Below are 14,700 nucleotides of genomic sequence, written 5' to 3'. Positions count from 1 at the left end.
AATATTTACATTTCAGGTTGATGCATAATTAGACAACATCACTTTTTACTATAGCAAAGCACAATACATATTAACTAAGGAGAAAAAGAAACCGTCCAAAATATTATCGGCATAAAATATTCAAACTTTAAGGTTATTTTACTATTTACGATCAGTCATTTATTTCCTCATGTTCAGTATGGTCACATCATTCGCTTAACTTCTTATATGAAAATAGGTATGTAGTGATCATTGCTTGTAATTGATCTTCTTCAAATATCAATCCACAAGATTATTTTATTGTGGCCTACGTTAAAATTTTTTTAGAGACTCAAAAAGGCTTCACTCCTCCCTTTAAGTGAAGTGAATAGCAAGGCACCACTAATCGAATTAGTTATCAAGACATGAGAGATAATGCAACTAAATTGCTTTATCATAATTGGGATATTCTCAACTTCACACTTCAGTAAAGCTGCTTAGGATGCATTTTAGCCTTGTCTGGCAGTAAGTTACTAACTACTTAAGCCGCCACACACTCTGCATTGATCCAAAACAGGAACGCTCAAGCATCTCCTCTCACATTCTCTCATTCAGCTTTTCATAGCTTTATTGTAAGCATAACCACTCAGGTCGTACCCAACCGAATCAAAATTTTCTTCCCGCCTATTTTATACTGTCTCATGCGGCCTACGATTATCGTGAGCGTGGCAAATTTAGTATCCAGCAAACGTGTTCGCCGCAGCTTTACTAATCAGTTAAGACGATTTGAAATTAATTTCATCCCAACCGATAATAGGATTAACGTAATTAATCCGGAAGAATTTCTGAGATTGTCAGCAATCTCAAACAGCTATCTTTATATTTGAGTTAGTCAAAATCAAATCACTGATCTAAGCAAAATTATAGACCTATTATCGTTTTGTTGCTCTGCCAGGAACTTTCTGATTGTTCAGGTGATATTCTGCATGTGCAGGATAGCGAAACATGTACAATCAATTTTACTTAAGTCTTTCATAATGGCACATACAGGGAAGTTGCTGGCGCTGAGCGTCAGCTTATTGACTGCTTCAGCAGTTGCGGCACCGTTAACGCCGGGCGACCGTGATTATATTCAGACGCAGCAGCAGCAGCGTCTGCAGCAGGATCAGCACCAGCGCGATACGCTGTGGAATGCGGTGTCGCCTCAGGCCACGCCGGCCGGGGACATAAGTACATCCGGTCCGTGCTTCCCGATCCGTCATATTGTGCTTCGCGATGCGTCCTTGCTGTCGCCAGGTCAGCAGCAAACTCTCACCGCGCCCTATACCCATCGCTGCCTGAATTTAACGCACATCAATGCGCTGGTGCACGCGATATCTGACTGGTATATGCAGCGCGGTTATATCACCAGCCGTGCGTTTTTAACTGAGCAGGATCTCTCTTCCGGAGAGCTCGTTATTCCGGTGCTGGAAGGAAAGCTCGATGAAATACATCTCGACGGTGAGCATCCGCGCGCGCTGTTGATGGCGTTTCCCGGTCTTGAGGGCAAGATACTTAACCTGCGCGATATCGAGCAGGGCATGGAGCAGATCAACCGCGTACGCGTCACGCCGGTGCAGATTGAAATCCAGCCTGCTTCCAAAGCCGGTTATTCCGTGGTGAACCTCACGGCCACACCGGAGTTTCCGCTCAGTGCCTCGCTGGGCATTGATAACAGCGGACAGAAAAGCACCGGGGTGGGGCAACTCTACGGCTCCGTCACCGGCAACAACCTGCTGGGGCTTGCGGACCGCTGGTTTGTGAGCGGTGCGCGCAGCAGCGCCTTCAGCCAGTGGCGGGATGCGCAGAGCCTGCAGGCAGGCGTCAGCGTACCTTACGGCTACGGGCTGCTCGATTACAGCTACAGCTACAGCAGCTATCACAGCAGCTTTATCAACAATGATTTCACCTGGCTCAGCAACGGTGACAACGTTGCACACCGCCTGAACGGCTCCTGGGTGCTGTTCCGCAACGGTGACATTAAAACCGGCGTGCAGCTGGGGCTGAACCACTACGCCAGTCACAACTTCCTCAACCACACCTTATTGCAGAGCAGCAGCCGCAAAATCACCAGCCTGCAGGCGGGTCTGAACCATACGCAGAAAATCGCTGGCGGCGTGGCCACGCTTAACCCGACGTTCAGTCGCGGCATGCCGTGGTTCGACGCTGAGCGTGATGCCGGTAAAACCGGCGACCTGCCCAAGGCGCAGTTTCGCAAATGGAGCCTCAGCGGCAGCTTCCAGCGTCCGCTGACCAGCAGCCTGTGGTGGCTGAGCAGCGTTTACAGCCAGTGGTCGCCTGACCGGCTCTACGCCAGCGAGCGCCTGACGCTCGGCGGTGAAAGTTCGGTACGCGGTTTTAAGGAGCAGTACCTCTCGGGCGACACCGGGGGGTACCTGCGTAACGAGCTGGACTACAGCCTGTTCACGCTGCCGGTCATGGGCGATGTCAGTGCGCTTGCTGCCGTGGACGGCGGCTGGCTCAAGAGTGATACGCAGAACCGCGAATCGGTCGGCACGCTGTGGGGCGGGGCAGTGGGCATCAGTACCCGCAGCCGTTATTTTTACACCCAGTACACCTTGGGCATACCGCTCAGCTATCCTGGCCACCTGCAGCCGGATCGCGTCAGTGCTTACGCCCGCGTCGGGCTGGTTTTCTAAGAGGCTAAGATTATGGACGATCGCCAACCTGTTTCCCTTGCCCGTCGTGTACTGAGCTATCTCATCTGCTCTCTGGTGGCCGTGCAACCCGTGCTGCCGGCCGTGGCCGCGCAAATCACCCCGGTGACGCCGGGCACAAAGATGGACAAAGCGGGTAACGGGGTGCCGGTCGTCAACATTGCCACGCCCAACGGGGCCGGTGTCTCGCATAATCAGTACCAGCAGTACAACGTGAGTCAGGAAGGGCTGATCCTGAACAACGCCACCGGCCAGCTCAATCGCACGCAGCTTGGCGGGCTGATTCAGAACAACCCCCACCTGAAAGCGGGCCATGAAGCGCACGCAATCATCAACGAAGTCACGGGTGCCAGCCGCTCACAGCTACAGGGCTACACGGAAGTTGCGGGCAAAGCCGCCAATGTCATGGTGGCGAACCCATACGGCATCACCTGTAACGGCTGCGGTTTTATCAATACGCCAAACGTGACGCTGACCACCGGCAAGCCGCAACTGGATGCCAGCGGCAAACTCGCCGCGCTGGAGGTGACCAGGGGATCGGTGATCGTTGAGGGCAAAGGACTGGACGGTAGCGGTGCCGACGCGGTGGCCATTGTTGCGCGCGCCACCGACATCAACGCTGGCATCCACGCAAAAGACCTCTCCGTCACCGTAGGGGCTAACCGCGTGGGCGCAGACGGTTCCATTACCCCTATAGCCGGGCAGGGCGCCACGCCATCGGTGGCCGTCGATACCGGCGCACTCGGCGGCATGTACGCCAACCGTATTCACCTGGTCTCAAGTGAGAAAGGCGTGGGGGTTAACCTCGGCAACCTCACTGCGAAACAGGGTGATATCCAGCTGAATGCAAACGGTAAGCTGACGCTTCGTAACAGCCTGAGCAACGGCGCCCTCACGGCCAGCGGCACCTCGGTTGCGCTAAGCGGTGACAATAAAGTCACCGGGCAGATCACCGTCAGTGCACAGCAGGACGCTACGCTGGGGCAGGGAGCTCTGGTGAGTGATGCCGGTATCGCCCTGACAGCCAAAGGTAACCTCACCAGCAACGGCGCCAGTCTGACGGCGGGTCACGACATCCAGCTGAACGGGTCTGCCCTGACAGCCAGTCAAGCCACCCGCGCCAGTGCCGGTGGCAACATCCAGCTTCAGGCTCAAAACCAGATCAGCAACAACGGTCAGTTTACCGCGGCGGGCACCCTCTCCGCTGAGACCCGGCAGCTTGACAATGGCGGCGCGCTCGCCGCAGGCAATGTCAGCATCAAAGCAGAGCGCTTACAGAACAGTAAAGGGGCAAGCGTCGCCGCCACCCGCAGCCTGACCACGGTAAGCGACAGCCTTCTCAACCAGGGCGTGCTCTCGGCACCGGCACTGGATATCAGCAGCACGCAGACCGATAACCGCGGCCTGTTGCAGGGTACTGATACGTTGCGCTTCAGGGGTGAGCGTCTGGATAACCTGAGCGGCGGCACCCTCAGCTCCAATAACGCCTTTTCACTGAACCTTCCGACGCTGAATAACAGCGGGCTCATCAGCAGCGGCGCTACGCTGACGCTGAGCGGTCAGCGCCTGACGAATGCCGGTGAAATCAATGCTGATAATCTCACCGTGTTCAATGATACGGTGCTGAATGACGCAGCTGGCTCGCTGCTTGCCGGGCAGGCACTGCAGATCACTAATCAGGCGCTCGCCAACAGTGGAAAAGTCGCGGCTCGCCGCCTTGCCCTCAACGGCGATGTCATCGATAACAGCGGTACGCTGCAGGCCCGGGAAGCGCTCCAGAGCCAAAGCCAGCAGTTGACCAACAGCGGGAGCGTGCTCAGTGAAGGGGCGCTAGGGCTTAAGACCGCCGCGCTCAGCAACGCGGGGGCACTTCAGGGTCAGCAGCTCAGCGTCACGGCAGACCACTGGCTGAACAGCGGGAAGGTGCTGAGTCTGGTTGAAGGCACCGTCACGACCGGCAGCCTGAACAATACCGGCACGCTGTTCGGTCAGCAGGCACTCGACGTCAACAGCGGTGAAACCCTCAACGATGGCCTGATTCAGGGGACCACGGCCCTTCGCTTCCGCGGTCAGCGTCTCACCAATCAGGCAAACGGCACAGTCAGCTCTGATAACAGCTTCGGGCTCGATCTGCCGGAGCTAAACAACGCCGGGCTGATTTCCAGCGGCGCGAATCTGACGCTGAGCGGCGGTAGCCTCACCAACGCCGGTGAAATCAGCGCGGCCAGCCTCACCTCAGAAAATGGTCGTCTCAGTAATCAGCAGGGAGGACTGCTGCTGGCGGCTAACGCCATGCAGCTGAACAATGACACGCTCTCTAACGCCGGACAGATAGCCGCCAGCCAGCTTGATATCAACACCACGACTACCGAAAACAGCGGCCTGCTACAGGGCAACGAGACGCTGCAGGCAACCGGCACGCAGCTGACGAACCGCGGCACGGTGCTGAGCGGGGGGCGGCTTGTGCTCAGGCAGGACCGGCTGGATAACCGCGCGCAGCTGCAGGGGCAGCAGCTTGACGTTACGGCGGGTGACTGGCAGAACAGCGGTGATGCCCTGAGTGAGGGCGACGCAACGCTTGCGGCCGGCACGCTCACTAACAGCGGTAAAATAGTGGGCCGGCAGCACATTGCCGTCACCGGACACACCGACAACAGCGGCTGGCTGCTTGCGCAGGTGCTGACGCTGCAGGGCGACCTGGTCAACGGCGGGCTGATACAGGGTACCGATGCCCTGACGCTTCAGGGCGACGCGCTTGTTAATCAGGGTAACGGACAGCTGCTCACGGCAGGCAAGGCAGACATTCAGGGCGCCGCGCTCAATAACCAGGGCACGCTTCAGGCAGACAAGCTCGATCTCGCCCTGGAAAACTGGCAAAACACCGGCAGCGCACGGGCGGAAGGTCAGTTCGGCGCCCGCGTAAGTGGCGTGCTGGATAACAGCGGTACGCTCATCAGCAAGCAGGCGATGAACCTGCTCAGCGGCGCGCTCAGCAACAGCGGGACGCTGGCCGCCGATCGCCTGAGCATCACCGCACCGCTGCTGACGAACGCAGGCCTGCTTCAGGGTAATCGCGCGCTTGCCCTCAGCAGCACTGACATTACAAACACCGCCTCGGGTGAACTCATCACCGGTGATTCGCTCTCCCTTGCGCCGGTCACACTCACCAACGCTGGCCTGCTGCAGGTGGCGGGCGATCTGAGCCTGACCGGGCACCACGTCAGCAACAGGGGTCGCATCACGGCAGCCAATTTAGGCGCGCGCCTGAGTGGCTCATTGGATAACGATGCAGATGGGCTGCTGCTGGCTCAGCAGCGGGCGGATTTACAGGCTAATACCCTGAATAATTCGGGCACGGTTGCCGCGCAGCAGGTCACTCTCACAGGCGAGAAGCTGCAGAACCAGGGCCTGTTGCAGGGGGAGTCACTGCTGACCGCAGCGTTCGGTCAGCTGGATAACCTCAGCCAGGGGCAGCTGGTCAGCGGTAATGCACTCTCTCTCACGGGAGGGGCGGCCAGCAACGCCGGCGTATGGCAGGGAAAAACCCTGGGCTATCACTTCACCTCACTCTCAAACCGCGGCACGATCAACGGCACGGGCTCTCTCAGCGGCATCTCAGACACGCTGTTGGACAACCACGGCAGCCTGCTCTCCGGCGGAGACGCCAGCGTGACAGCCGCTAGCCTCATGAACAGCGGAAAGGTCATGGCAGACAGCCTCACGCTTCGCGGGGATACGCTCACGAATCAGGGGCTGTGGCAGGGCACGACTGGGCTGGATGCACAGGCGGCTGACCATCTGCAACAGTCCGCAGGCGGTCAGGCACTGACCGGGGGCGCGCTGCTGCTGAGTGCGGACACGCTGGAGACCGCCGGTACGCTGCAGGGGCAACGCGCACAGGTCAGCGCAGGACGCTGGCAGCATCAGGGATCGCTGCTCAGCAGCGCTGACCTCACGGCATCAGTCAGCGGAGACCTGGATAATCAGGGCGATCTGCTGTCGCAGGGCGCAGCCCGGATTAACACACAGAGTCTCACTAACCACGGCAGGCTGCTGGCAGAACATGCCGTGACGCTCAGCGGGGAGACGCTTAACAATAGCGGCACGGTACAGGGCGAGACGCTCGCCATCTATCCCGCCAGCGTCACCAACCAGGGCAGCCTGATTGGCCTGCAGTCGCTGACGCTCGGGCCGGCGCCCGCCCCGGCGAGCCGGCTGCGTCTGTTTGCTGCGCAGGCACAGCCTGCGCGCGTGCTGATGAACAGTGCAGGCGGTCAGCTGCTGACGCAGGGCACGCTGCACATCAGCGGCGACGGCGTGACCAACAACGGCATCTGGCAGGGGCAGCAGATCCTGCTGGATGCCAGCAGCCTGAATAATGGCGGCGCGATTCAGAGCGGAGGCGATCTGCAGCTGAATCTGGGCGATACCCTCACGTCCGCTGCCGGCAGTAAGATCGCTGCCAATGGCAGCGCTGCGCTCACTGCGCTGAGTTTCGCGAATCAGGGGCAGTGGATTGCCCGTAACCTGACGCTGCAGGGTACGGCGCTTAACAACAGCGGTGAGATCTCTGGCGCTGAAGGCCTGACCACCACGCTGTCAGGTACGCTGACGCAGCAGCAAAATGCGGCGCTGCTGAGCAGCGGCACACTGGATGTGCATGCGACCAGCCTGGATAACGCAGGCCGGATGCAGGGCAGAGATCTATTACTCACTAGCGGCAGCATCACCAACAGCGGGCGCATGCAGGGCGACAGCAACCTGCAGCTCAACGCTGGCGGACGCCTGATCAATAACGCCAGCGGCACGGTTCTCAGTCAGAACGGCCTGACGCTGACTGCGCCCGAACTCTATAACTATGGCCTGATTCAGGGAGCCACCAGCCGTATCACCACTCAGGGACTTACCAGCAACAGTGGCAAACTCCTCTCTTCGGCCGATCTGATACTAACCACGCCACAGCTGGTCAACAGCGGCTGGTTGCAGGCTGCGCAGCTGGTTGTGAATGCCTCCAGCGCCAGCAACAGCGGGACGCTGATGGCGGACCAGCAGGCGACCCTCACCGGCACCAGCCTGCAGAACCAGGGCACCGCGCAGGGCGGGAACCTCACGGTAAACTACGCGCAACTCGCAAACAGCGGCACACTGCTCGGCACAAATCAGCTGAATGTCAAAGCGACAAACGTCACGCAGCAGGCCTCGGGCAACCTGTTCAGCGGCGGCAATTTGCTGCTGGAAAGCACGGGATTTGATCAGCTCGGACAGGTGGTGGCGCTCGGGAACGCCACGCTGAACCTGATCAACGGCTTCACCGCGCGACAGACTCTTGCGGCGGGCCAGCGTCTCAGCGTCAGCAGCACGGGAGCGATTGAGAATCAGGGCACATTACAGGGACAGGCGCTGACACTGAGCGCTGAGGGCGACTTGACGAACAACGGTCAAATCACCACCGGCAGTGGCGACAGCAGCCTGAGCGGCCAGCGCATTACGCTGAACAGCGCAGGCGCGTTACAGGGCGGTGGGAACGTGACGCTCGCCAGCCGCAGCGATATCACGCTCAGCGGTTTTACCGGCACGCGTGGCAGCCTGACGCTTTCCTCACCGGGCAGCATTGTAAACACAGCCCTGCTCTACGCCGGTCAGAATCTCTATCTGTATGCCAACAGCATTCAAAACCAGCACGGCGATATCCTGGCGGGCAACAGCCTGTGGATGCAGCGCGACGCGGCGGGAAATGCCAATAGCGAGGTCGTCAATACGTCCGGCACCATTGAGTCACAGCAGGGAGATATCACCCTGCATACCGCGCACCTGCTGAATCAGTGGGCGTCCCTCTCGGTGGGGCCGGTGACAACAGAGAATGTGGCAAACAGCTATGCGTCTGAAAAGCCAGGCACCGTGGAAATCCCCCTGGAGGCGTTTCAGCCAGGCGAATTGAAATATTATTTTGCGGATCACCCGATCCAGCCGGGGCCCAATTTCAGAATCTTCGATGTCACCCCGATTCCTGCTGACTTAACGAAAAGTCATGAGGCACTGGTCGCACGGACCACATCCAGCACGCAGGTCAGCGGACAAGCAGGCAGAATAGCGGCTGGCCATAATTTATATGGCCAGGCTACCACGGTAGATAACCTCGGCAGTCACATTCTTGCAGGCGGGGATCTCTCACTGAGTGGCCAGACGTTAAATAACCAGTCCTATCTCTCAGGCACGCAGTCTGTCTGGCGAACCTATATCCCTTCCGATGTTTACAACCAATATAAGCCCATGCTCGAAAGCGGTAGCAGCTCGCCATATCTCCGGGATAACCTGGATGACGTCATCACCAGAGGCGATGCCCTTTATTTTCATGACTACAATACCGGCGTCATGCTGAAAAAAAGTGTGACCTACGTTGCCACAGACAATTATCGCACAGAAGGCACCACGGCTATTCGCGGGGTGATTCAGGCGAATGGCAACGTCAGCGCGAACTTTGCCGCTATCGTTAACAACAGCGAATCAAATGATGTGCGTGGCACCATCACGCCAACGCTTGCTGCACCTGCACTGGCCAGTCTGGCTCACGCAGGGATAGGCAACGGCTCACAGCGTCTTGGGCTTGAGCAGGCCGCGGCCACCACTGTAGGCAGTTCTGGCTGGGTCGATGAGGTTTATCGTGCCGTGCAAACCGTGAATGGCGCAGGCGCACTGGTGTCATCCGATGCGGCAACCCGGGGGCTAAGCACCATCACGGACCCGACGGTAGCGCGGCAACCCGGTGGTCAACCCGTTACGCTGGTTAAAGGCGCAGACGGTGCATTCATGCCACAGCCCGGAAGCCTGCCCGAGGGGCAGAAAGTCGATACCAGCGCCTACCCGATTCCGGCCACGCAGAATGGCTATTTAACGGTTTCGCAGGATCCGGCCAGCCCCTATTTAATCACCGTAAACCCAAAGCTCGCGGGTCTGGGCGATCTCGATCAGAGCCTGTTTAGCGACCTCAATACCCTGCTGCATCGCCAGCCGTCCGCCGCGCCGGCTGAGACGCGCGGTGTCTATACCGATACCCGTCAATTCCTAGGGTCTTCCTACCTACTGGACAGGTTGCATCTCAAACCGGAGCAGGATTATCGCTTTCTGGGCGATGCGGCATTTGATACCCGTTATGTCAGCAATGCGCTCCTGAGCCAGACCGGAAATCGCTATATCAACGGCATGGGGTCGGACCTGCAACAGATGTCCTGGCTGATGGACAACGCAGCGAAAGCGCAGCAATCGCTGGGGTTAGCATTAGGTGTATCCCTGAATGCAGACCAGGTTGCTGCACTTGATCACAGCATATTGTGGTGGGAGCAGGCGACCATCAATGGTCAGACGGTGATGGTGCCAAAACTTTATCTTTCTTCCAACGATGCCACCGTGGCCAACGGCAGCGTGATTGCGGGCAATAACGTTGCGCTGACGGCAGAGAATATCCGCAATAACGGCAGCACCCTCAGCGCCAATCAGAATATCGCGCTCACCAGCCAGACGCAGATTGAGAACATCAACAGCAGCTTAATCAAGGCGGGCGAAGGCTTGAACCTGAGCGCCTTAGGCAATATCAATAACATCGGTTCGACTATCAGTGGCAGGCAGGTGGCGCTTGAAAGCGCCCGTGGCAACATTGTTAACCTGACCAACACCGCCAGCATCAGCAATACCTCATTCTGGAGCCGCTACGCCCTGACAGAGCAGGGAAATCAGGCGGCCATTATCTCAACAGGTGATCTCTCTCTGGTCGCCGGAGACAGCGTTCTCAACACAGCCTCTCTGCTGAAAGCCAGCGATGACCTGAAGATTCAGGCGGTGAACGATGTCTGGCTCGGCGCGAATACGCTTAGCAGCAGCTTTACTAACCGCTATCGTGACCACGCTACTACCTCCACGGCGGGCAGCACGGTAACCGCAGGGTCGGCCTTGACGATTAATGCCGGCAACACGCTTTCTGTAGCGGCCGGGCAGCTGCATTCAGGCAAGGATATGTCGCTGACGGCAGGCCATGACCTGGATTTACTGTCTCAGCAGTCTGCCACCCATGACCATATCCGCAATACAGAAAGTCATCACTCTGATGCCGAACGCACAGCCGTTTCCAGCGGCGGCAAACTCACGCTGGTCGCCGGACAGGACATTACCAGTCAGGCGGCAGCGCTGGTGGCAGAAGGCGATATCGGACTGAAAGCAGGCCGCGATATCAACCTGAACGCCGAAGAATCCAGATCGGGTAACAGCGAGCGCGGCAGCAAAAAAACGATCATCAACGAAACGGTACGTCAGCAGGGTAGTGAAATCGTCAGCGGCGGCAGCACCACGCTGCTGGCGGGAAATGACATCACCAGCCAGGCCGCTGCGCTCACCGCCAGTAACGATCTGACGCTTCAGGCCGGACACGATGTCAATATCACTACAGTGACCGAGAGTGATTACGCCTACCGCGAAGAGACCAAAACCCGGAAAAAACTGTTCAGTAAGAAAACCATGCACACGCTCAGCGAAGAGAGTGCTACGGCAGAAAAGGCCTCCAGCCTGAGTGGCGATCGCGTTTCAGTCAGTGCCGGCAATGATCTGCTGGTGAAGGGCTCATCGGTTGTGGGCGAACGCGACGTGGGCCTCAAGGCTGGCCGCGATCTCAACATCACGGCCGCCACCGAGACCGAGACACGCTATCGCCTGAGCGAGACCAAAAAAAGCGGCATGATCAGCGGCGGCGGTATTGGCGTGACCTTCGGCAGCGCGTCATCCAAACAGGAGCTGAAGCAAAACGGCACCACCGAAAGCCAGAGCGCCAGCACCATCGGCAGCACCGGCGGCAACGTTACCATGGTGGCGGGACAGGATGCGCGCGTGGCGGGTTCAGACGTGATTGCGAAACAGAATATCACTCTGGCTGGCGGATCCGTGACCATCGATCCGGGCAACGACACGCTGACCCGCCGTCAGAGTTTTGAGCAGAAGCAGAGCGGACTGACGCTGCAGCTCACCAGTCCTATTACCGACGCGTTGCTCAGCCTGGGTTCGCAGGCCAAAGCCGCCGGCGAGGCGGGAGACGATCGTCTGAAAGCGCTTAATGCCGTGAAGATGCTGGAAAGCGGCTGGGCAATGTCGAAAGGCGCTACGCAATCGGCGACTGCACTGGCTAACGGCAATGTCCGTGAAGCGGGCATTAAGATTGCGCTTAACGTCGGCGCCAGCAAGAGTAAATCCTCATCTGAATATAACACCAATGTGGTGAGCGGAAGCTCGCTTAACGGCGGGGGTAACGTAGCGGTCGTGGCCACGGGTGCCAAAGGCACCAGCGGCGACCTGACCCTGGCGGGCAGCAACATTACCGGCGAAAAGGTGACGCTCGCAGCCGCGCATGATCTTAACCTGGTCGCAGCCAGTAACAACACCGATCAAAAAAGCAGCAATAAGTCTTCCGGCTGGAGCGCCGGCGTACACGTGGCTATCGGCCAGGAAACCGGTATTGGCATACAGGCCAGCGGCTATATGGCCAGCGGCGCGGAGAACGGCAGCAGCACTACCTACGTCAACAGTCGCGTCAACGCCAGAGACAGTCTTACGCTCAGCAGCGGTAATGACACGCTGCTCTCAGGTGCCCAGGCGCTGGGCAACAGCATCAGTGTGAATGCGGGAAATAACCTGACCTTGTCCAGCCTGCAAGATACGGATAGCTATCAGAGCAAACAGCAGAGCGCCAGCGGCGGCTTCAGCTTTACCTTTGGCACCATGACTGGCTCGTTCGGGCTAAGCCTGAGCCAGACCAGGGTCAACAGCGAATACGCCAGCGTTGGCGATCAGAGCGGACTGTTTGCGGGCAACGGTGGTTATGACATTTTTGCCGGTCATCATACGCAGCTCAACGGTGCGGTGATCGCCTCAACCGCCGATGCGGCCAATAACCGGCTTTCCACAGGTACGCTGGGCTGGGACAGCATTGAGAACCACGCGGAATATCATGCCAGCAGTACGTCTGTTGGGATCAGTGGCGGCAATGACGGGACTAAACCCTCTCTTCTGCCCACGCTGGTGAATATGAGCGACAGCGCATCCGGCACCACGCGATCTGCTGTCGCAGACGGGACGCTGGTCGTCCGTGATAAAGCCCGGCAGACACAGGATGTCAGTGGGCTGAGCCACGATACGGACAATGCCAACGGTCACATCGATAAGATCTTTGATAAAGAGAAAGTTGGTAATCAGCTGGCCTTTGCGCAGGGCGTACAGGAGCTGGCCGGTAAAGTGGTCGGGGACGTTAAGGCCTACAAACTGGACGCAGCAGCTGAAGAAACCAAAGCGCGCCTGCTGAAGGCGCATCCTGACTATGCCAGCAAATCATCGGATGAAATGAACTCGCTGGTAGAGCGTGACCCGGGTTACAAGGCGGTCGCAGACAAATGGGGCACAGGCGGCACTTACTCTATGGTGGCAACGGCGGTCGCCGGCGCGCTGGGAGGCCTCAGCGCCAGTAATCCGGGAGCGGCTGCCAGCGGCGCCATGGCACCTTTTATCGCAAACCAGATTAAAAAGGCCACTACAACCTATGATGCAAACGGTAAGGAGCATACCGATCTGCTGGCCAATACTATGGCGCACGCTGTGGCGGCCGGTGTACTGGCGCAAATGGGAGGCGGGAACAGCATCGCCGCCGCCGGCGCGGCAGGCGGAGAACTCACTGCGCGGGCAATCATCAAGGTCATGTATCCGGATACGCAGCCTGGCGACCTTAGTGAGAGCCAGAAGCAGACCATCAGCACCCTGAGCCAGCTGGCAGGCGGATTTGCTGGCGGTATCGCGTCAGATTCGCTAATGGGTTCTGGCGCCGGCACGATGGCGAGTAAGAATGCAGTAGAGAATAATACACTCGGTGATGATGAAGAACTGGGGCACGAAGATAATTTAGGAATTCACGAACCTGAAATATTTCATATCACCAATGGAATAGGCCAAAAACACGATTCACAAGGTCACCCAATACCGGGTTCATATGGTGTCGGAATCGTTGGGCCAGTTGGTACGAAAACTTCACCCCGCAGCGAGCAAGAAATTAAAAATGACGTAATTGAAAACGTCAGAGTGGGTAATGGAGAGAAAGGTTCAGGAAGTGGTAATAAGGTTGACATAATTTCAGATAAAACAGTAATAGATTCGAAGGGTAAACCTATTTCTGTTTATCCAAACACCGATAAGCCCATAGCTAAACAGGAATTCCCGCCAGCTACCAATGCACATGGCTTCAATGATATTATCGACAATTATGCGGGTAATGCTGTAAAAACCAGTCTTAAAAATGGTGCAACACTCTATCAGCTTGAGGGCACCCTGAATGGTACTTCAGGCAGATTTGAGTGGATAGTTGACCCTAAATTAGGTGGAGTTAGCCATCGCATGTTTGTGTCAGGCGGTAAAGTTAATGGAGTCCCAACGAAACCATGAGCAATAGCAAATTGAATTTATTGAAAAAACTCCAATGGCTGGATTGGGGGACACTTTACATGGGCGCAAAAGGCCTTCCAGACGTCACAGTTGATCCTGCAGACATTAGCGATTATGCATGCAGTCAAATCAACGAAGTTGATGAAGCAAATGACGTGTTTATTTCTGTAGCCGAACTTGCCTATTGTGATGCCATCTCTGATGAAACCCTAAAGCATCTGGAGCGACTTGCAGAGTGGGACAATACAGACATACAGCTGTCGGCAAGAAAGTGGAGACTCGTTGCGTTCATGAAACTTTTGGATGATTTGAATGAGGACTATATTTATGCATTATTAGATTTGAATAGTTTCTGGAATCAATGGAGAGGCAGCGATACACCAGATGTTGTCCAGGGAGTAGGGAACAACATGAACCCATCTGAATTTTACAGCATGGATAATTTCAAAGAAGTAATGCTAAAAAACAAAAAATGGATTGATGAGGAAACCAACGCAATTAACATAGCTATGAAGCAGCCTTAATTGAATGCAAAATAGACTTAATTGCTTATAGCAACCCT

General features: G+C 56.9%; 3 protein-coding genes. All 3 read left to right on the top strand.

Annotation, left to right across the window (positions count from 1 at the left end; genetic code table 11):
• The first annotated feature begins 995 nt into the window (after positions 1-995).
• From AC2CF9_RS10935 to AC2CF9_RS10925, 3 genes are read left to right on the top strand one after another with little or no spacing between them, the layout of a single operon-like run.
• Entirely contained in the window at positions 996-2,657 is a 1,662-nt protein-coding gene (locus AC2CF9_RS10935; RefSeq protein ID WP_484556972.1) for a ShlB/FhaC/HecB family hemolysin secretion/activation protein, read from the top strand.
• Between the two features lie 12 nt (positions 2,658-2,669).
• A complete protein-coding gene (locus tag AC2CF9_RS10930; protein WP_484556971.1) occupies positions 2,670-14,138 on the top strand; it encodes a hemagglutinin repeat-containing protein in 11,469 nt (3,822 codons plus the stop codon).
• Positions 14,135-14,662 (top strand): DUF2247 family protein, encoded by a 528-nt coding sequence (locus AC2CF9_RS10925; protein WP_484556970.1) that lies wholly within the window; start codon positions 14,135-14,137, stop codon positions 14,660-14,662. Before AC2CF9_RS10930 ends, AC2CF9_RS10925 begins: the two co-directional genes overlap by 4 nt.
• Positions 14,663-14,700: the final 38 nt, after the last annotated feature.

The sequence above is a fragment of the Pantoea sp. SYBGC1 genome (genome assembly GCF_057197005.1).
The sequence above is the reverse complement of the archived record's forward strand: the minus strand, read 5'-3'. Positions and strand labels throughout refer to the sequence as shown.